At 65.6% G+C, this 18439-nt stretch carries 18 protein-coding genes; 9 read left to right on the forward strand and 9 right to left on the reverse strand.

Annotated elements, in window-relative coordinates; translation table 11 throughout:
- Window positions 1–7: 7 nt before the first annotated feature.
- The 3 genes from relA to cysM all read right to left on the reverse strand — a co-directional run bounded on the left by relA (window position 8) and on the right by cysM (window position 4601).
- A complete protein-coding gene (gene relA / locus AA0Z93_RS02220) occupies window positions 8–2245 on the reverse strand; it encodes a GTP diphosphokinase (RefSeq protein ID WP_413046581.1) in 2238 nt (745 codons plus the stop codon).
- Between the two features lie 98 nt (window positions 2246–2343).
- Complete coding sequence (rlmD, locus tag AA0Z93_RS02225; protein ID WP_413046580.1) at window positions 2344–3702, reverse strand: 23S rRNA (uracil(1939)-C(5))-methyltransferase RlmD; 1359 nt, start codon at window positions 3700–3702, stop codon at window positions 2344–2346.
- Entirely contained in the window at window positions 3702–4601 is a 900-nt protein-coding gene (gene cysM, locus AA0Z93_RS02230) for a cysteine synthase CysM (RefSeq protein ID WP_413046579.1), read from the reverse strand. The genes rlmD and cysM overlap by 1 nt, the downstream gene beginning before the upstream one ends.
- Before the next feature lie 234 nt (window positions 4602–4835).
- Here cysM and AA0Z93_RS02235 point away from each other — a divergent pair, with 234 nt between their 5' ends.
- The 4 genes from AA0Z93_RS02235 to AA0Z93_RS02250 are packed head-to-tail and all read left to right on the forward strand — an operon-like array spanning window position 4836 to window position 9521.
- Window positions 4836–7601 carry a response regulator gene (locus AA0Z93_RS02235; protein WP_413046578.1) on the forward strand — a complete coding sequence of 922 codons (2766 nt, stop codon included), beginning with the start codon at window positions 4836–4838 and terminating at the stop codon, window positions 7599–7601.
- A gap of 60 nt (window positions 7602–7661) precedes the next feature.
- On the forward strand, window positions 7662–8651 hold the full coding sequence (locus tag AA0Z93_RS02240) for a 2-hydroxyacid dehydrogenase (protein WP_413046577.1): 990 nt from the start codon (window positions 7662–7664) through the stop codon (window positions 8649–8651).
- Between the two features lie 31 nt (window positions 8652–8682).
- Window positions 8683–9120, forward strand: coding sequence for a hypothetical protein (locus AA0Z93_RS02245; RefSeq protein ID WP_413046576.1), 438 nt, complete (start codon window positions 8683–8685; stop codon window positions 9118–9120).
- Window positions 9117–9521: an META domain-containing protein gene (locus tag AA0Z93_RS02250; RefSeq protein WP_413046575.1), complete on the forward strand. Its 405-nt coding sequence runs from the start codon at window positions 9117–9119 to the stop codon at window positions 9519–9521. Before AA0Z93_RS02245 ends, AA0Z93_RS02250 begins: the two co-directional genes overlap by 4 nt.
- A gap of 36 nt (window positions 9522–9557) precedes the next feature.
- Here the strand turns inward: AA0Z93_RS02250 and AA0Z93_RS02255 are convergent, their stop codons facing one another.
- Window positions 9558–10025 (reverse strand): TlpA disulfide reductase family protein, encoded by a 468-nt coding sequence (locus tag AA0Z93_RS02255; protein WP_296265140.1) that lies wholly within the window; start codon window positions 10023–10025, stop codon window positions 9558–9560.
- A gap of 87 nt (window positions 10026–10112) precedes the next feature.
- On the opposite strand from AA0Z93_RS02255, the gene arsC reads away from it, so the two are divergent.
- The 3 genes from arsC to AA0Z93_RS02270 are packed head-to-tail and all read left to right on the forward strand — an operon-like array spanning window position 10113 to window position 11474.
- Window positions 10113–10466, forward strand: a complete 354-nt coding sequence (gene arsC / locus AA0Z93_RS02260) for an arsenate reductase (glutaredoxin) (RefSeq protein WP_413046574.1) — start codon at window positions 10113–10115, stop codon at window positions 10464–10466.
- The gene (wrbA, locus tag AA0Z93_RS02265; RefSeq protein WP_413046573.1) at window positions 10463–11077 is read left to right on the forward strand and encodes an NAD(P)H:quinone oxidoreductase; all 615 of its coding nucleotides are present in this window, start codon (window positions 10463–10465) and stop codon (window positions 11075–11077) included. Before arsC ends, wrbA begins: the two co-directional genes overlap by 4 nt.
- The gene (locus tag AA0Z93_RS02270; protein ID WP_413046572.1) at window positions 11061–11474 is read left to right on the forward strand and encodes a DUF2069 domain-containing protein; all 414 of its coding nucleotides are present in this window, start codon (window positions 11061–11063) and stop codon (window positions 11472–11474) included. The genes wrbA and AA0Z93_RS02270 overlap by 17 nt, the downstream gene beginning before the upstream one ends.
- 32 nt (window positions 11475–11506) lie before the next feature.
- Here AA0Z93_RS02270 and AA0Z93_RS02275 read toward each other — a convergent pair whose 3' ends face one another.
- Complete coding sequence (locus AA0Z93_RS02275) at window positions 11507–12178, reverse strand: DNA-3-methyladenine glycosylase I (RefSeq protein ID WP_413046571.1); 672 nt, start codon at window positions 12176–12178, stop codon at window positions 11507–11509.
- Between the two features lies 1 nt (window position 12179).
- The gene (ttcA, locus tag AA0Z93_RS02280; RefSeq protein ID WP_413046570.1) at window positions 12180–13004 is read right to left on the reverse strand and encodes a tRNA 2-thiocytidine(32) synthetase TtcA; all 825 of its coding nucleotides are present in this window, start codon (window positions 13002–13004) and stop codon (window positions 12180–12182) included.
- Between the two features lie 259 nt (window positions 13005–13263).
- Between ttcA and AA0Z93_RS02285 the strand changes: the two genes are divergently transcribed.
- Both AA0Z93_RS02285 and AA0Z93_RS02290 read left to right on the forward strand, forming a co-directional pair.
- Window positions 13264–13875, forward strand: a complete 612-nt coding sequence (locus AA0Z93_RS02285) for a Yip1 family protein (protein WP_413046569.1) — start codon at window positions 13264–13266, stop codon at window positions 13873–13875.
- A 96-nt stretch (window positions 13876–13971) separates the two neighbouring features.
- Window positions 13972–14466 (forward strand): SprT family zinc-dependent metalloprotease, encoded by a 495-nt coding sequence (locus tag AA0Z93_RS02290; RefSeq protein WP_413046568.1) that lies wholly within the window; start codon window positions 13972–13974, stop codon window positions 14464–14466.
- 294 nt (window positions 14467–14760) lie between these two features.
- Here AA0Z93_RS02290 and AA0Z93_RS02295 read toward each other — a convergent pair whose 3' ends face one another.
- The 3 genes from AA0Z93_RS02295 to AA0Z93_RS02305 form a co-directional block, all read right to left on the reverse strand.
- Window positions 14761–16083, reverse strand: coding sequence for a dicarboxylate/amino acid:cation symporter (locus AA0Z93_RS02295; protein WP_413046567.1), 1323 nt, complete (start codon window positions 16081–16083; stop codon window positions 14761–14763).
- A 290-nt stretch (window positions 16084–16373) separates the two neighbouring features.
- Window positions 16374–17720 (reverse strand): ATP-binding protein, encoded by a 1347-nt coding sequence (locus AA0Z93_RS02300; RefSeq protein WP_413046566.1) that lies wholly within the window; start codon window positions 17718–17720, stop codon window positions 16374–16376.
- Complete coding sequence (locus AA0Z93_RS02305; protein ID WP_413046565.1) at window positions 17717–18394, reverse strand: response regulator; 678 nt, start codon at window positions 18392–18394, stop codon at window positions 17717–17719. Before AA0Z93_RS02305 ends, AA0Z93_RS02300 begins: the two co-directional genes overlap by 4 nt.
- Window positions 18395–18439 lie beyond the last annotated feature (45 nt).

Genomic DNA, 18439 nt, shown 5'->3' on the forward strand with positions numbered 1-18439 from the left:
GTCTGGCTCAGGGCGTACGGTTACGCCGCGTCTCGATGATGTTGGGCAACTGCGAGATGCGCCCGAGCAGGCGCCCCAGGGCGTCCAGGCCGGGAATCTCGATGGTCAGCGACATCTGCGCGGTGTTGTCGTCCTTGTTCGAACGGGTATTGACCGCCAGCACGTTGATCTTCTCGTTGAGCAGCACCTGCGACACGTCGCGCAGCAAGCCCGGCCGGTCGTAGGCACGCACCACGATGTCGACCGGGTAGGTCTGCACCGGAATCGGCCCCCAACTGACCTGAATGATGCGCTCCGGCTCCTTGCCGCCCAATTGCAGCACCGAAGCGCAGTCCTGGCGGTGGATGCTGACGCCGCGGCCCTGGGTGATGTAACCGACGATGGCATCGCCCGGCAGCGGCTGGCAGCAGCCGGCCATCTGCGTCAGCAGATTGCCCACGCCCTGGATGCGCACGTCGCCGCGCTTGCTGGAGCGGCTGGTGGGCTTGCGGGTGACCAGCTCGACTTGCTCGCTGCGGTCCGGCTCGAGCAATTGCTGAGCTGCGTTGACCATCTGCGCCAGGCGCAAGTCACCGGCACCGAGGGCTGCGAACATGTCCTCGGCGGTCTTGACGTTGGCCTTTTCCGCCAGGCGTTCGAAGTCGACCTGGGGCAAGCCCAGCCGGCTCAGTTCGCGCTCGATGAGGGTCTTGCCGGCTGCGACGTTCTGATCGCGCGCCTGCAGCTTGAACCAATGGACGATCTTGGCTCGTGCCCGCGAGGTGTTGACGTAGCCCAGGTTGGAGTTCAGCCAGTCGCGGCTGGGGCTGCCGTGCTTGCTGGTGATGATCTCGACCTGCTCGCCGGTCTGCAGCACGTAGTTGAGCGGCACGATGCGCCCGTTGATCTTGGCGCCACGGCAGTTGTGACCGATTTCGGTATGCACGCGGTAGGCGAAATCGAGCGGCGTCGCGCCCTTGGGCAAATCGATGGCGTGGCCGTCAGGGGTGAAGATGTAGACGCGGTCCGGCTCGATGTCGACGCGCAGCTGTTCGGCCAGGCCGCCGATGTCGCCGAGTTCTTCGTGCCACTCGAGCACCTGGCGCAGCCAGGAGATCTTCTCTTCGTAGTGGTTGGAGCCGCCTTTGACGTCGGTGCCCTTGTACTTCCAATGCGCACACACGCCCAGTTCGGCTTCTTCGTGCATGCCGTGGGTGCGGATCTGCACTTCCAGCACTTTGCCTTCGGGGCCGATCACGGCGGTGTGCAGCGAGCGGTAGCCGTTCTCCTTGGGGTTGGCGATGTAGTCGTCGAACTCCTTGGGAATGTGCCGCCACAGGGTATGCACGATGCCCAGCGCGGTATAGCAGTCGCGGATCTCCGGAACCAGCACACGTACCGCACGCACGTCGTAGATCTGGCTGAACTCCAGGCCTTTGCGCTGCATCTTGCGCCAGATCGAATAGATGTGTTTCGCCCGCCCGCTGATGTCGGCATTGACGCCGGTGGCCAGTAGCTCGTTCTGCAACTGGCCCATGACGTCGCTGATGAAGCGCTCGCGGTCGAGCCGGCGCTCGTGCAACAGCTTGGCGATCTGCTTGTACTGCTCGGGTTCGAGGTAGCGGAAGGAGAGGTCTTCGAGTTCCCACTTGATGTGGCCGATACCCAGGCGGTGGGCCAGCGGCGCATAGATGTCGGCCACTTCGCGGGCGACGCGCAGACGCTTGTCGTCGTCGGCGGCCTTGACAGCGCGGATCGCGCAGGTGCGTTCGGCCAGCTTGATCAGCGCCACACGTACATCGTCGACCATGGCCACGAGCATCTTGCGCAGGTTCTCGACCTGCGCCTGCGAGCCGAGCACCATCGATCGACGCGGGCTGAGGCTGGCGCTGATGGCGGCCATGCGCAGCACGCCGTCGATCAGCTTGGCCACCACCGGGCCGAAGCGCTGGCCGACTTCGGCCAGGGTCACCTTGCCCTCGCGCACGGCGCGGTAGATGACCGCCGCTACCAGCGAATCCTGGTCGAGCTTGAGGTCGGCAAGGATTTCGGCGATCTCGAGCCCGGCTTGGAAGCTCGAGGTGCCATCGGCCCAGGAATGCTTGGCTGGGTTGCCGTTCTTCTCGACGGTCTGGGCGAATTCGCAGGCCTGGGCCAGCTCATTGCGATCGAGCGCCGCATCGACGCCGGTTACATGATCCAGCCATCCTTCGAGATTGATAGTGCCGTCGGTGTTGACCGGCTGGTGCACTCTCACCTGTACCATCTGTGTTCTACCTTTCCATACAGCGCGCCGCACGGGCGCGCTGGCTATCAACTGCGCGCCGCCCATTCCCTGGCCGACACGCCGAGGGGCCAGACTGGCTAGCCCGCTTCGAATAACGCCATGGCTTCGACATGCGCCGTTTGAGGAAACATGTCGAGAATCCCGGCTCTCGTTAACCGGTACCCCTGGTTGACCAGCACCTGAGCATCGCGCGCTAGAGTGGCTGGATTGCAAGAGACGTAAACCAACCGTTTCGCCTTGAGCTGTGCGATGTGTTGCACAACCTCGTAGGCACCGTCGCGCGGTGGGTCCAAGAGTACCGCAGAAAAGCCCTCGGCTGCCCACTCGGCGCCGGCCAAAGGCTGGGTTAAATCGGCCTGAAAAAACGCTGCATTATGCACTTCGTTGTCACGCGCATTGGCCGCTGCGCGCTCGGCCATCGCCTGCACACCCTCGACCGCCACCACCTCACGCGCCACGCGGGCCAGCGGCAGGGCAAAGTTGCCCAGGCCACAGAACAGATCCAGCACGCGCTCGTCCGATTGCGGTGCGAGCCAGTCCAGGGCCTGGGCGATCATCGCCGTGTTGACCGCAGCGTTGACCTGCACGAAATCGCCCGGACGCCACGCCAGTTGCAGTTGCCAGGGCTCCAAGCTGAATCCCAGACGGGCACCGGCCACGAATGGCGTGGGTTCGCCCTCGCCCTGCAACCAGAGCTGAGCACCTGCCTCCAGGCAAAACGCCTGCAAACGCTGCACGTCTTCGTCGGGCAATGGCGCGACGTGGCGCACCAGCAGCGCCTCGGCCGTGCCGCTGAACAACTCCACATGGCCCAGGGCCTGCGGCCGGCTCAGGCTGCGCAGCACGGTCGGCAAATGGCGCAGGATCGACTGCAAGGGCTGTACCAGCACGCGGCATTCTTCGATGGCGACGATGTCCTGGCTGGCCTCGGCACGGAAACCCACTTGCAGTTCACGCGCTTTGGCATCCCAGCGCACCGACACGCGGGCGCGCCGACGGTAGCCGAACTCCGACCCTGCCAGCGGTTCGGCCCAGGTTTCGGGTTGCAGGCCCGCCACGCGCTGCAGCTGCTCGGCCAGGGTGCGCTGCTTGAGGGCCAACTGCGCGGCATGGGGCAGGTGCTGCACACTGCAGCCGCCGCACCGATCGAAATGTCGGCACGGCGCTTCGCGGCGCTCGGCACTGGCCTCGAACAGCCGTTCCAGGCGGGCCTCGACCACTTTGCCGCGTGCGTTGAGCACCCGCGCCTCGACGCTTTCGCCGGCCAGGACGCCGCTGACGAACCAGGTGCGCCCTTCATGGAATGCGATGCCGCGACCGTCACCGGCCAAGCGCTGGATGTCCAGGCGCTGCTTCTTGCCCACCGGCACCTGCGTGGCACGTTCGCCGCCGGCGGGCTGGAAGCGCAGGCCGCCGCTGCTTTTCTTCTTCGACATCACGGCGCGTCGAACAGGCCGGTAGACAGATAGCGGTCGCCGCGGTCGCAGATGATCGCCACCAGCACCGCATTTTCCAGCTCCCGCGACAGACGCAACATGCCCGCCACCGCACCACCGGAGGACACGCCACAGAAAATGCCCTCTTCGCGGGCAAGGCGCAGCATGGTCTGCTCGGCTTCTTCCTGGGACATGTCCAGCACCTGGTCGACGCGGCTGGCGTCGAAGATGGTCGGCAGATAGGCCTCGGGCCACCGGCGGATGCCGGGGATGGACGAGCCGTCCATCGGTTGCAGGCCGACGATCTGCACCGCCGGGTTCTGCTCTTTGAGGTACTGCGAGCAACCCATGATGGTGCCGGTGGTGCCCATGGAGCTGATGAAATGGGTCACGCTGCCCTGGGTCTGTTGCCAGATTTCCGGGCCGGTGCCGTGATAATGGGCGATGGGATTGTCGCCGTTGCCGAACTGGTCCAGCACACGGCCGCGGCCCTGGGCCTGGAGCCTTTCGGCAAGATCCCGGGCGCCTTCCATGCCCTCTTCCTTGGTCACCAGCAGCAACTGGGCGCCGTAGGCAGTCATGGCCGCCTTGCGTTCGTCGGTGGAGTTGTCGGGCATGATCAGGATCATCTTGTAGCCCTTGATCGCTGCGGCCATGGCCAGGGCGATGCCGGTGTTGCCCGAGGTCGCCTCGATCAGGGTGTCGCCCGGCTTGATCAGGCCGCGCTGTTCGGCGCGGGTGATCATCGACAACGCCGGTCGGTCCTTGACCGAGCCCGCCGGGTTGTTGCCCTCGAGCTTGAGCAGCAGCGTATTGCTGGTGTCGCCGCCCAGACGCTGCAAACGAACCAGGGGCGTATTGCCGACGCAATCGGCGATGGTTGGGTACTGCGAGGTCATGGCGTATTTCGCATTCCGGGCGACAGGGGGCGCCTATCATACCGGCAAAGCCGCCAAGGCCATATCTCGCAATGGTTGGAGGTTATAGCGGCTGGCTATATGCGCGATGCAGGGCCCCGAGAGCGCCTGCCGTCCTCTCCACATCCCTGGCACAAATCAGTGCAAGCATCGGCCAGCGGGAGTACCTTTGCGCTCGCAGCGCGTTGCTTGCGCTGGCACATACAGGAGAACAATGTGCTCGATCGTCTGGGAATACGAAGCCGCGTCCTTATCCTCGCCTTGCTCCCCGCCAGCCTCATGGCGCTGGTCTTGGGCATCTATTTCAACTGGCAGCAGCAGGCCGAACTGCGCACCCAGCTGCTGCAGCGCGGCAAGCTGGTGTCCGAGCAACTGGCCCCGCTCGCCGCCTCGGCCCTGGCACGACACACCCAGGCACGCGCGCAGCTCGAGCGCATCGCCGCCGAAGCGCTGGAACAGGTGGACGTACGCGCCGTGGCCTTTCTCGCCCCGGACCGCACGCGCCTGGCCCATGCCGGCCCCAGCATGATCAACCCGCCGCCCAGCGGCGGCAGCGGCACGCAACTGCTCGAGCGCGGCGGCAAGGATGCCACTCGCTACCTGATGCCGGTGTTCGGCCACCACCGCGACCTGGTCACCGACGCCGTGCCGGCCGAAGCCGAGCGCCTGTTGGGCTGGGTCGAGGTGGAGCTGTCCCACGACGGCACCTTGCTGCGTGGTTACCGCAACCTGTTCACCAGCATGTTGCTGATCCTCGCCTGCCTGGGCCTGACGGTGCTGCTGGCGATGCGCATGAGCCGCGCCATCAACCAACCGCTCGAGCGCATCAAGGACGCCGTCAACCAGCTCAAGGACGGCAACCTGGAAGAACGCTTGCCGGCCATGGGCAGCCACGAGCTGGACGAGCTGGCCGCCGGCATCAACCGCATGGCGCAGACCCTGCACAGCGCCCACGAAGAGCTGCAGAACAATGTCGACCAAGCCACCGAAGACGTACGGCAAAACCTGGAAACCATCGAGATCCAGAACATCGAGCTGGACATGGCGCGCAAGGAGGCCCTGGAGGCCAGTCGCATCAAGTCCGAGTTCCTGGCCAACATGAGCCACGAGATCCGCACCCCGCTCAACGGCATCCTGGGTTTCACCCACCTGTTGCAGAAAGGCGAACTCAGTCCGCGCCAGCAGGACTACCTGGGCACCATCGAGAAGTCGGCCGGCAACCTGCTGGGCATCATCAACGAGATCCTCGACTTCTCCAAGATCGAGGCCGGCAAGCTGGTGCTCGACAGCATTCCCTTCAACCTGCGCGACCTGATCCAGGACACCCTGACCATTCTCGCCCCTGCGGCCCACGCCAAGCAGCTCGAACTGGTCAGCCTGGTCTACCGCGATACGCCGCTGTCGCTGGTCGGCGACCCACTGCGGCTCAAGCAGATCCTCACCAACCTGGTCAGCAACGCGATCAAGTTCACCCGCGAAGGCACCATCGCGGTCCGCGCCATGCTCGAAGACGAACAGGAAGACAGCGTGCAATTGCGCATCAGCGTGCGCGACACCGGCATCGGCCTGACTCCGACCGACGTGCGCACGCTGTTCCAGGCCTTCAGCCAGGCCGACAATTCGCTGTCGCGCGAACCTGGCGGCACCGGCTTGGGCCTGGTGATCTCCAAGCGCCTGATCGAGCAGATGGGCGGCGAGATCGGCGTCGACAGCACGCCTGGCGAAGGTTCGCAGTTCTGGATCACCCTGACCCTGCCCAAGGCCCACGACGACATCGACCAGGCACCTTTGCAGGCCCTGCTGGAGCGGCGCGTGGCGATCGTCGAAAGTCACGAGCTGGCGTGTCAGGCGCTGGAGCATCAATTGCAGGACTGCGGCCTGAGCGTGACCCAGTTCGGCAGTTTCGAGCACCTGCTCCAGGCCGTCGAAGCGGCCGCCCTGGCGGGCCAGCCGTTCGAGTTCGCCGTGCTCGGCATCAACCTGGCCAACCTGGCACCCGAGCGGCTGGGCCTGATCAACGACCGACTGGAGCAGCATGGCTGCCAGTGCCTGGTGTTCTGCCCCACCACCGAACAGGGCCTGTACCAGTCGCACCTGAGCGAGGGCCACGGCCAATTGCTGTCCAAGCCGGCCTGCACGCGCAAGCTGCGCCGGGTGCTGCTGGATCTGGTACAACCCCGTCATCAACAGCGACCGGCTTCGCAACCCCTGACCGGGCAGCGCCTGCCGCGCATCCTGTGCGTCGACGACAACCCGGCCAACCTGCTGTTGGTACAGACCCTGCTCGAAGACATGGGCGCCATGGTGGTAGCTGTGGACAACGGCCAAGCGGCCTTGCGCGCCCTCGACGAGGAGCATTTCGATCTGGTGCTGATGGATGTGCAGATGCCCGGCATGGACGGTCCGGCCTGCACCGAGCAGATCCGCCGCCGCGAGGCCGACCTGGGCCAGCCGCCCTTGCCGGTGGTGGCCCTGACCGCCCATGCCATGGCCAACGAAAAGCGCGCGCTGCTGCACAGCGGCATGGACGACTACCTGACCAAACCCATCAGCGAACGGCAGTTGGCCCAGGTGGTGCTGAAATGGACCGGCCTGAGCCTCGACACCCCGCCCCTCGAACGCGCCCAGGAGCGCGTCCCCGACAACCTCGAACTGAAAGTGCTCGATCCACAGGAGGGCCTGCGCCTCGCAGCCGGCAAGCCGGACTTGGCGGCGGACATGCTGGCCATGCTCCTGGCCTCGCTCGAAGGCGACCGCGAAGCCATCCGCCAGGCCCGTGAAAGCGGCGATCGGCAGGCGATGATCGAACGCGTGCACCGTTTGAACGGCGCCACGCGCTATTGCGGCGTGCCGCAACTGCGCGCGGCCTGCCAGCGCAGCGAAACCCTGCTCAAGCAGGAGCACCCGCAAATGATGCAGGCCATGGACGAGCTGGACCGAGCCATCGGCCGCCTCGCGACCCAGGCCCACCTGGGCGCCTGAATCGCCACCCCTCACGGGCCTGCGCATGCCGGCCCGTCTCTGCCCCAAGGAGCGCCGTGCATGCGCGTGCTGTTGTTCAGTAGCCAGCATTACGACCAGGAAAGCTTCGCCCGCGCCGGTAACGGGCTGCCCCTGGACCTGCATTACCAGGCCGCCCGCCTGAACGTCGAGACTGCCGCGCTGGCGCAAGGGTTCGAGGTGGTATGCGGGTTCATCAACGACGAACTCGACGCCGCCGTGCTCGAACGGTTGGCCGCAGGCGGCACTCGGCTGATCGCATTGCGCTCGGCCGGTTACAACCATGTCGATCTGGCCGCCGCCGAGCGCCTGGGCCTGAGCGTGGTGCGCGTGCCCGCCTACTCGCCGCATGCCGTGGCCGAGCATGCGGTGGCCCTGGTGCTTGCCCTGAACCGGCGCCTGCACCGTGCCTACAACCGTACCCGCGAGGGCGACTTCACCCTGCATGGCCTCACCGGCTTCGACCTGCACGGCAAGACCGTCGGGGTGATCGGCACCGGGCAGATCGGTGAGGCCTTCGCCCGCATCATGGCCGGCTTCGGCTGCCGGATACTCGCGCACGACCCCTACCCCCACCCGCGCCTGTTGGCCCTGGGCGCGCGCTATCTACCGCTGGACGCGCTGCTGCGCGAGTCGCGTATCGTCAGCCTGCACTGCCCGCTGACCGCCGACAGCCAGCACCTGATCGATGCCCGCACCCTGGCGCAGATGCAGGCCGGCGCCATGTTGATCAACACCGGCCGCGGCGCGCTGGTCGACACCCCGGCACTGATCGAGGCGTTGAAAAGCGGCCAGTTGGGCTACCTGGGTCTGGACGTCTACGAAGAGGAGGCGCAACTGTTTTTCCAGGACCGCTCCGACCACCCCTTGCAGGACGATGTGCTGGCACGCCTGCTGACCTTCCCCAACGTGATCGTCACCGCCCATCAGGCGTTTCTCACCCGTGAAGCGCTGGACGCCATAGCCGGCACCACCCTGGCCAACATCATCGGCTGGGCGGCAGGCAATCCGCAGAATCTGGTCGAGGGTTGATGCTAGGATACGCCGCATTTCTGGAGGACCCATGGTCGAGCACGATTTCCGCTACACCCTCTTCAACCCGCAACACACCCTGATCGAGTGCCGCGCACTGGTGCCGGGCCGTTACCAGGTGACTGGCAACGGCGGTTCGATCAGAAAGGACGATGTCCTGCTGGTCAGCCTCAAAGGCAGCAAAACCCTGTCCATGCGCCTGACGGTGCAGACCGTGCGCCACCTGATCAACCCGCAGGGGCAGTGGGTGGCCACGGCCAACGGCCCGGCGTTCAAGGAGCTGGAGATTCTGACCTGGCAGGTCAAGTGCGACGGCTGCCAGACCTCGCTGGACCTCGAGTTCGCGGTGGATTCCTCCCTGGGCAACAAGGCGCGCCAGCCAGCGGCCAACGCACGGCTCGAAGAGCTGGGCTGGAGCACCCGAGGCGAGCGTCATCTGTGCCCACGCTGCCAGGCGAGCGCGTCGTGAAAGCGCTGGCGGCCAGTGCGCTGCTGACCCTGGCGCTGGCCGGCTGCGCCAGCGCGCCCACGCCTTTGCAACAGGATCAGGCCTATACCCTGGAATGGATCGGCGAACGCCCGCTCATGGACTACAGCCACCTCAGCCTGACCCTGGGCGACGATGGCCGGGCGTACGGCAATGCCGGCTGCAACCACTGGTTCGCGCCCTATACCCTGCACGGCGAGTCATTGCACTTCGGTCCGGTAGGCAGCACGCGCAAGCTGTGCGCGCCGGCACTGATGGAACAGGAAGGGCGTTTCCTCAAGGCGCTGGAGCGGGTGCAGCGCTGGGATACGTCGCACGAAGGGCAGGTGCGTTTCTGGCTGGACGACGGCAAGGCCTTGCGTTTCTGGCCCGAGGAAAGCTGACGGCGCCACGCAGGCGCCGTCGGCAGGAAGGCGGAATCAGGCGCCGCCCTTGAGCGCCTTGAGCTTCTCTTGCAGGCCTTCGAGGGTCTGCTCGCCGAGCAGTTGCTCACGCACCTTGCCTTTGTCGTCGATGATGTAGGTGACCGGCAAGGCCTCGCTGCGCGGCAGCTCGTAGCGTTCGGCCGGGTCCTGCGCCAGCACGGTGAACTCGATGCCCAGCGCGTTCACCGCCTCTTTCAGATCGGCCCCTTGCAGGCCGTCGAAGTTCACCCCGACCACCTTGACGTTCTGCGCCTGCCACTGCTTGGCGGCGGCATTGAGCTCGGGCACCTCGGTGCGGCACGGCCCGCACCATTCGGCCCAGTAGTTGAGCACCAGCCAGTGGCCGTCGAGTTGTTCGGTCTTCACCGTCTTGCCATTCTGGTCCACGCCATAGTCCGCACCGCAACCGGCGAGCAACAGGCTCGCGGTGATGGCCAGTGCCACTGCCAAACGCCTTGCCATGGGTCAATCCTTCTCGAAGTTAACAGCCTGTGGGTCAGCATGAGCGGTTAGACTAGCCGGCATTTCCAGCTGCCTGTGGTCCCCGTCATGACTGAACTGACGCTCTATCATAACCCCCGCTGTTCGAAATCCCGCAGCGCCCTCGCACTGCTCGAAGCCCGCGGCCTTGCGCCGACCGTCGTGCGCTACCTGGACACGCCGCCCGACGCCGCCACGCTGCGCGCGCTGCTGGCCCGCCTCGGCCTCGGCGCTCGCCAGTTGCTGCGCACGGGCGAAGACGCCTACGCGGCCCTGGGCCTGGCCGACCCCGCGCTGACCGACGAGCAGCTCATCGCCGCGATGGTCGAGCAGCCCATCCTCATCGAACGTCCCATTCTGGTCGCCGGCGACAGGGCCGTGATCGGCCGCCCACCGGAAAACGTCCTGGAGATCCTGCCATGAGCACGCCTTACATTCTGGTGCTGTACTACAGCCGTCATGGCGCGACCAGCGAGATGGCCCGGCACATCGCCCGCGGCGTCGAGCTGAGCGGCCTGGAGGCGCGGCTGCGCACGGTGCCGGCGGTGTCGAGCGAGTGCGAGGCGGTGGCGCCGGACATTCCTGCCAGCGGCGCACCCTATGCCACCCTCGACGATCTGCGTCACTGCGCCGGTCTGATCCTCGGCAGCCCCACCCGCTTCGGCAACATGGCCGCGCCTTTGAAGTATTTCCTCGACGGTACCAGCAGCCTGTGGCTGGGCGGCGAGCTGGTCGGCAAGCCGGCGGCGGTATTCACCTCCACCGCCAGCCTGCACGGCGGCCAGGAGACCACCTTGCTGTCGATGCTGTTGCCCTTGCTGCACCACGGCATGCTGGTGATGGGCCTGCCCTACAGCGAGTCGGCGCTGATCGACACCCGCGGTGGCGGTACGCCGTACGGCGCCAGCCACCATGCCGGCGCCGACGGCAAACGCGAGCTGGACACCCATGAGATCAGCCTGTGCCGCGCGCTCGGCCAGCGTATCGGCACGACCGCCAAGGCCCTGGAGCCGAGCCGTGGCCAGAACGCCTAAACCGTTGCCCGGGCAAGCCTGGCTCGCTCCACGGGTGGCAGTCACCCGCGTGGCGAGCCTGGCCTGTTTTCTTGGCCTGACCGCCCTGCTGGGCCTCAACACCCTGTTCTTCGCCAACCTGCACGGTGCGCGTACCGGGGTGATCCTGGCGATCGAACTGCTGCCTTTGCTGCTGTTGCTGCCCGGCATGCTGCGGGGTAGCGCGCGCGCCCACGCCTGGACCTGTTTCGTGGTCAACCTGTATTTCATCAAGGGCGTGCTGGCGGCGTTCGATCCGGCGCGGGTCGTGCTGGGGTCGATGGAGATCGGGCTGAGCCTGGGACTGTTTCTGGCGGCACTGCTGTATGTGCGCTGGAAGTACCAGCTGGAGCGGCGGCTGGCGGGCGAAGAGCGCTGAGCGTCAGGGGCGGCGCTACCGCCTCTGCGGCCTCAGTGATTGACGGTGTGCGCCAACATCACCGACAGCTGGCACAGCGGCCGCCCGCTTTCGGCGTGCCACTGGTTGAACGCCGCCTGCACCGCAGCCTGGTCGCGCTGGCTGGTCGGGCGCTTGTCGACGATCTTTTGCGCGATCAAGGCCGCCGACACATCGTCCGAGGCCACGAAGGTGTCCTTGCCGACCATGCGCAGGAAGCGCGGCGCCGACAGCCCGCCGAGCTGGTTGCCATGCTTGATCAGGTATTTCCACAGCCCGACGATGTCGGTCACCGGCCAGTCGGCGATGAAATCACCGAAGCTGCCGTGGGTCTGCTCGACGTCGAGGATCATCTGCGCGTTGCGCGGCACGCTCTTGAGCTTGCCCAGGTGGCGGATGATGCGCGCGTCCTGCATCAGCCGCTCCAGGTGCTCGCCGCCCATCAGCACCACCTTCTCCGGATCGAAACCGAAGAACACCTGCTCGAACGCGGGCCACTTGGCGTCCACCAGGCTGTGCTTGAGCCCGGCGCGGAACACCCGCAAGGCCAGGGTGGAGAGGTAGCGGTCCGCAGGTGTGGCACGCAATTGCGCGTCCGTGCGCGGCTTGGGCAAGGACGCCTCGAAGGCTTTCACCGAGCCGAAGCGGTTCAGGCAGAACTCGTGCAGCCACTGGTAATCGCGCATGTCAGAGGTTGACCAGTTCGAGGAAGCGTGGGGTGGCGGTGTCGTCGATGCTCAGGCTGACGAAGTCGAACAGATTGCGGTCGGCCAACTGCGAGGGCGCGACGTTCTGCAAGGCGCGGAAGATGCTCTCGGTGCGGCCGGGGTGCTTGCGCTCCCACTCCACCAGCATGTCCTTGACCACCTGGCGCTGCAGGTTTTCCTGGGAGCCGCACAGGTTGCAGGGGATGATCGGGAACTGCTTCATGTCCGAATAGGCCTGGATGTCCTTCTCGTTGCAGTAGGCCAGCGGGCGGATCACCACGTTGCGACCGTCGTCGGCGCGCAGCTTGGGCGGCATGGCTTTGAGGGCGCCGTTGAAGAACATGTTGAGGAAGAAGGTTTCGACGATGTCGTCGCGGTGGTGCCCAAGGGCCATCTTGGTCGCGCCGATCTGGTCGGCGAAGGTGTACAGGGTGCCGCGGCGCAGGCGCGAGCACAGCGAGCAGGTGGTCTTGCCTTCGGGCACCAATTCCTTGACCACCGAGTAGGTATCCTTCTCGACGATGTGGTACTCGACGCCCAGCGCTTCCAGGTAGGCCGGCAGCACGTGCTCGGGGAAGCCGGGCTGCTTCTGGTCCATGTTCACCGCGACGATCTGGAAGCTGATCGGTGCCACCTTCTGCAGGTGCAGCAGCACGTCGAGCATGGTGTAGCTGTCCTTGCCGCCCGACAGGCAGACCATGACCTTGTCGCCCTCCTCGATCATGTTGAAGTCGGCGATGGCTTCGCCGGCGAGACGACGCAGGCGTTTTTGCAGTTTGTTCTGGTTGACCGAGAGGGTGCCCATGGCGATTGAATCCGCGAGGTGTGACAAAAGCCGGCTAGTTTAACCGCAAAGGTCGCGTCGGCGTAGGCCCATCCGACAAAGACCGCAAGCGAATCAGGCTGGGCGTTGACAGCGCCTTTTGCTCTAAACGCCGCCCTTGCGCTGGCCGGCGCGCACCTATACTGGCAAGCACGGCCATCCTACCGCAGCCCTGAAGGTACCTTGGCCGGGCGGCATGCGCCCACGGGCGCCGCTCTCCTGTGCGCAGAGGAACCACGCCATGATGCAGCACGTGCTGGGCCTGTTGATTCGTCCCGACAAGGAGTGGCGGCAGATTCGTGGCGAAGGGCTCTCCAGCGGCCACCCCTACCTCACCCATACCCTGTTACTGGCCGCCATCCCCGCCGTTTCAGCGTTCATCGGCACCACCCAGGTCGGCTGGCGACCCGTCAGCGGCGCGCCTGTGCTGCTGACGCCGTCGAGCGCGGCGGGCCTGAGCCTGCTGTCCTACCTGGCGCTGCTGCTGGGCGTCGCCGCCGTGGGCGCGTTCGTGCACTGGATGGCGCGCACCTACGACGCCACGCCTACGCTCGCACAGTGCATCGCTTTCGCCACCTACACGGCCACGCCATTGTTCATCGGCGGTCTGGCCGCGCTCTATCCGCATCTCTGGCTGGGTTTGCTGACGTTGATTGCGGCGGTGTCCTACACGGTCGTCCTGCTATACGTCGGCTCGCCGACTTTCATGGACATAGCACCCGACGAAGGCTTTCTGTTTTCCAGCTCCGTGCTGGCGGTCGGCCTGGTGGTGCTGGTGGCGATCATGGCGGTGGCCGTGACGCTGTGGGGGCTGGGGTGGGGGCTGGGGTTGGGACCGATGCCAGCCGGCTAGACCGACGAAGCCGGCAAGCCGTTTCGACGCCTGACCGGCGGTCTGGGTCGCACGCGGCGCTTGCGGCATACTGCGCGGCCAGGAGACTGCGCGACCATGCCCGAACTGCTCAAACACCGGGTCGAAGCCTGCTATGTGCAGGCCGAGGCTTTCTTCAAACGCCCTTTCCCTCGCCCTGAGGTCAGTTTCAAGCTGCGCGGCCTGAAAGCCGGCGTGGCGCACTTGCACGACAACCTGCTGCGCTTCAACCCGGCCCTTTACCAGGCCAACCAGGAAGATTTCCTGCGCCAGACCGTGCCCCACGAGGTCGCCCACCTGGTCGCCCACCAGGTGTTCGGCGGCGGCATTCAGGCCCATGGCCGGGAATGGCAGTTGATCATGCGCGGCGTCTACGACCTGGCGCCGTTGCGTTGTCACAGCTACGCCGTGCAGCGCCGTAGCGTGACCCGCTACATCTACCGCTGCCCATGCCCGGACAGCGACTTTCCGTTCAGCCCGCAACGCCATCGCCTGGTGCGCCAGGGCCGGCGCTATGTGTGCAAGCGCTGTCGGCAGGTGCTCACGTACAGCGGCGTAATCCGCCAGGAATGACTGGCCTGCCTCGCAGAAACGAAAAAGCGTGTCCAATCATTCAAACGACTAGGGCTGCTTCGCAGCCCATCACGGCTGATCGTGCGCCGGGCTGGCTGCTCCAACAAGGTTGAATGCATCCGTTGAAGCGATTAGGGCCGCTCTGCGGCCCATCGCGGCTGAAGCCGCTCCTACAGGGTTGCAGTGTCTGTAGGAGCGGCTTCAGCCGCGATGGGCCGCAGAGCGGCCCTAGGTGACACTGCTGCGGCCTAACTGATTAGCATCAGTCAGGCTTTTCATGCAGCACAGTTCAACTCAGCGAACAGGACCTTCGGCCACGCCCAGGTCGTCGGTCGGACGGTTCAGCTCCAGCGGCCCGCCACCGGAAGCCAGCTCGGACTGCAGCTTGTCGTCGTCCATTTCATTGACCCACTTGGCCACGACCACGGTCGCCACGGCGTTGCCGACCAGGTTGGTCAGCGCACGCGCCTCGGACATGAAGCGGTCGATGCCCAGGATCAGCGCCAAGCCCGCCACCGGGAGGTGACCGACCGCCGACAGGGTGGCGGCCAGCACGATGAAGCCCGAACCGGTCACGCCCGCAGCGCCTTTGGAGGCGACCAGCAACACCAGCAGCAGGGTGATCTGATGGGTGATGTCCATGGTGGTGTCGGTCGCCTGGGCGATGAACACGGCGGCCATGGTCAGGTAGATGGAAGTGCCGTCGAGGTTGAACGAGTACCCGGTCGGGATCACCAGGCCGACCACCGACTTCTTGGCACCCAGGCGCTCCATCTTGGCCAGCATGCGCGGCAGGGCCGATTCGGACGACGAAGTACCGAGCACGATCATCAGTTCTTCACGGATGTAGCGGATCAGTTTCAACACGCTGAAGCCGTGGGCGCGGCAGATGCCGCCCAGCACCACCAGCACGAACAGCAGGCAGGTGATGTAGAAGCAGGCCATCAGGTAGCCCAGCTGCACCAGCGAACCCACGCCGTACTGGCCGATGGTGAAGGCCATGGCACCGAAGGCGCCCAACGGAGCCAGCTTCATGATCATGTTGATGATGTTGAACATGACGTGGGCGAAGCGATCGATCAGGTCCAGCAGCGGCTTGCCGTAGCTGCCCAGACGATGCAGGGCGAAGCCGAAGATCACCGAGAACATCAGCACTTGCAGGATGTCGCCGTTGGCGAAGGCGCCGACCACGGTGTTGGGAATGATGTTGAGCAGGAAGCCCACGGTGGTCTGCTGCGCACCGGCGGCGGCATAGGCGGCCACGCTGCTGGCGTTCAGGGTGGTGACGTCGATGTGCATGCCCGCGCCGGGCTTGACCACGTTGACCACGATCAGGCCGATGATCAAGGCGATGGTCGACACGATCTCGAAGTACAGCAGCGCGTAGCCGCCGGTCTTGCCGACCGACTTCATGCTCTGCATGCCAGCGATGCCACTGACCACGGTGCAGAAGATGATGGGCGCGATGACCATCTTGATCAGTTTGACGAAGCCGTCACCCAAGGGTTTGAGCGCAACACCGGTTTCCGGATAGAAGTGGCCGAGCAGAATGCCGATGGTGATGGCGACCAACACCTGGACATACAGGGATTTGTACAGCGGCTGACGTGTCGTCATGGCTAGATTTTTCCTCGAGGGCACCGGCTTCGCTCTTCCCAGAGCGAGGGGCACCTGAATCGCTAACCCTCCTGCACATGGAGGGATTTGTCGTTGTGGTAGAGCTGCATGGCGCAGGCCTCTACGAGCTGATTAGCAAGGGTGATGCCAATATGCCCAGCAACGGTGCATGCCCAGGCTTTCTGCGGGCAAGGTGCGCTGCAATGACGCAAATCGAGGCGGTGGACGTGGCGGGTTTCCGCCCAGTGGCGGGAAATGAACAACGGCTGTGGCGGAAATCCGCCCTCGGCTCAGTCCAAGCGGAAGACGATAAGGAACGCCGCCCCGCCCAGGGGCGAGTCGTGCAGACTGAGTTCGGCGTCGTAGCTGTCGATGATGTCCTGGACCACCGCCAGCCCGATGCCTTGCCCAGGATGCTGACGATCCAGGCGCTCGCCCCGTTGCAGGATGCGCTGGCGTTGCTCGGCCGGCACGCCCGGGCCATCGTCTTCCACACACAGTTCGACGAACCCGACGCCTTGGCGCAGGCTCACGCGCACCCGCTCCAGGCACAGGCGGTAGGCGTTTTCCAGCAGGTTGCCGAGCAATTCGAGCAGGGCGCCCTGCTCGACGGGGAGCCACGCACGCTCGGGGAGGTCCAGGCTGGCTTGTACCGGTTTGTCGCGATAGACCTTGGCCAGGGTGCTGCACAGGCTGTCGAGCAGTGGCCGCACTTCCACCTGGTGGCGCACCAGCCCGCTCTTGCGCAAGCTGGCGCGTTGCAGCTGGTAGTCGATCTGCTGGCTCATGCGCTCGATCTGGCTTTGCAGCACCCGCGCCTGCTCGCGCTCGCCTGCGCCTTGGCCCATACCCTCGCCCACACCCTGCAACACCGCCAGAGGCGTTTTCAGACTGTGCGCCAGATCATCCAGGGAATCACGGTAACGCTGGCGCTGCTCGCGCTCGCTGTGCAGCAAACGGTTGAGCGAGCCGGTCAGGCGCAACAGCTCGCTGGGGTGCTCACGGCTCAGGCCGTCTCGTGCGCCGGCTTCCACCTGGTCGAGCTCGCGGCTCAAGTGGCGCAGCGAGCGCAGGCCCCAGGTCAGGCCTGCCCAGAGCAAACCCAGCAACGCCAGCAGCGCCGCGCCGAAGCCCAGGTAGAGTTTCTCGCGCAGGCCGTCGAGGGTGTGCTGGTAGCCGCTGACCGGCTGCAAGGCGACGATGCTGAAGGCGGCGCTCTTGCCGCCCAGCAGCTTGACCTCGACGTCGTAGACGAAGAACTCTTCGCCGTCGCCCTGGCGGATGCGGGCGAATTCGTTGCCGCGGCCGTCGTAGCGCGGCTGGTAGTTGATGTGCTGGATGTGGGTGCCGCGCGAGCGCCAGACCAGGTTGCCCTGGCGGTCGAAGATATAGCCCAGCAAGCCGCTGGCGGGCAGGTTGTAGCGTTCGTCCGGCAGCAGCGCCGGCATCCTCAACTGGCCGCGTTCGACCCGCGCGGCGGAGATCAGCGTGGTGACGTCCGACGCCAGGCGCTGTTCGATGGACTCTTGCAGCGCCAGGCTGAAGGCCTTCTGCAACGCCGGCAGCAACGCCAGCATGAACAACACCGCCAGCACCGCCGCCGCCAGCATCAGGCGCAGGCGCAGCGAGCGGATCATCGGCAGCGCTCGGTGAACAGGTAGCCCAGGCCGCGCACGGTATCGATGGGCTTGAAGCCGCTGTCGCCCTCGAGCTTGCGGCGCAGGCGCCCGACCAGCACTTCGATGACGTTCGGGTCGCGCACTTCGTCGTCGGGATACAGCTGCTCCATCAGGCGATCCTTGGCCACCACCTGCTGGTGATGGCGCATGAGGTACTCGAGGATGCGGTACTCGTAGGCGGTCAGCGCCAGCGGCCGGTCGTGCAGGCTGGCCTGCTTGCGGTTGATGTCCAGGCTCAAGGGGCCGGCGGCGATGGTCGATTGGGTGAAGCCGCTGGAGCGGCGCAACAGCGCGTTCAGGCGCGCCTCCAGTTCCTCGAACTGGAACGGCTTGACCACATAGTCGTCGGCCCCGGCGGCCAGGCCTTCGACCTTGTCCTGCCAGTTGCCGCGGGCGGTGAGGATCAGGATGGGGAAGGCCTTGCCCTGGCGACGCAGCTCGCCGATCAGTTCGAGCCCGCTCATGCCCGGCAGGCCCAGGTCGATCACCGCAAGGTCGTGACGGTATTGGTCGGCCTGATACAGAGCCTCTTCGGCATTGGCCACGGCTTCGACCACATGACCGCTCTCGCCCAGGCGCGTAAAGAGGTGATGGCGCAACAACGCTTCGTCCTCGACCACCAGCAGCTTCATCCTTTTCCCCTCCTCGCGAATGGCCGGCACAGCATATCAGTCGTT

The organism is Pseudomonas phoenicis (genome assembly GCF_047302395.1).
GTDB lineage: Bacteria > Pseudomonadota > Gammaproteobacteria > Pseudomonadales > Pseudomonadaceae > Aquipseudomonas.

Bases quoted from the DNA above. Each gene is read 5' to 3' on its own strand.
- AA0Z93_RS02290 (WP_413046568.1), top strand. From the start codon at position 13,972: ATGCCCGAACTGCTCAAACACCGGGTCGAAGCCTGCTATGTGCAGGCC.
- cysM (WP_413046579.1), bottom strand. From the start codon at position 4,601: ATGACCTCGCAGTACCCAACCATCGCCGATTGCGTCGGCAATACGCCC.
- arsC (WP_413046574.1), top strand. From the start codon at position 10,113: ATGACTGAACTGACGCTCTATCATAACCCCCGCTGTTCGAAATCCCGC.
- AA0Z93_RS02245 (WP_413046576.1), top strand. From the start codon at position 8,683: ATGGTCGAGCACGATTTCCGCTACACCCTCTTCAACCCGCAACACACC.
- wrbA (WP_413046573.1), top strand. From the start codon at position 10,463: ATGAGCACGCCTTACATTCTGGTGCTGTACTACAGCCGTCATGGCGCG.
- AA0Z93_RS02255 (WP_296265140.1), bottom strand. From the start codon at position 10,025: ATGGCAAGGCGTTTGGCAGTGGCACTGGCCATCACCGCGAGCCTGTTG.
- rlmD (WP_413046580.1), bottom strand. From the start codon at position 3,702: ATGTCGAAGAAGAAAAGCAGCGGCGGCCTGCGCTTCCAGCCCGCCGGC.
- AA0Z93_RS02295 (WP_413046567.1), bottom strand. From the start codon at position 16,083: ATGACGACACGTCAGCCGCTGTACAAATCCCTGTATGTCCAGGTGTTG.
- AA0Z93_RS02275 (WP_413046571.1), bottom strand. From the start codon at position 12,178: ATGCGCGATTACCAGTGGCTGCACGAGTTCTGCCTGAACCGCTTCGGC.
- relA (WP_413046581.1), bottom strand. From the start codon at position 2,245: ATGGTACAGGTGAGAGTGCACCAGCCGGTCAACACCGACGGCACTATC.
- AA0Z93_RS02285 (WP_413046569.1), top strand. From the start codon at position 13,264: ATGATGCAGCACGTGCTGGGCCTGTTGATTCGTCCCGACAAGGAGTGG.
- AA0Z93_RS02300 (WP_413046566.1), bottom strand. From the start codon at position 17,720: ATGATCCGCTCGCTGCGCCTGCGCCTGATGCTGGCGGCGGCGGTGCTG.
- ttcA (WP_413046570.1), bottom strand. From the start codon at position 13,004: ATGGGCACCCTCTCGGTCAACCAGAACAAACTGCAAAAACGCCTGCGT.
- AA0Z93_RS02240 (WP_413046577.1), top strand. From the start codon at position 7,662: ATGCGCGTGCTGTTGTTCAGTAGCCAGCATTACGACCAGGAAAGCTTC.
- AA0Z93_RS02305 (WP_413046565.1), bottom strand. From the start codon at position 18,394: ATGAAGCTGCTGGTGGTCGAGGACGAAGCGTTGTTGCGCCATCACCTC.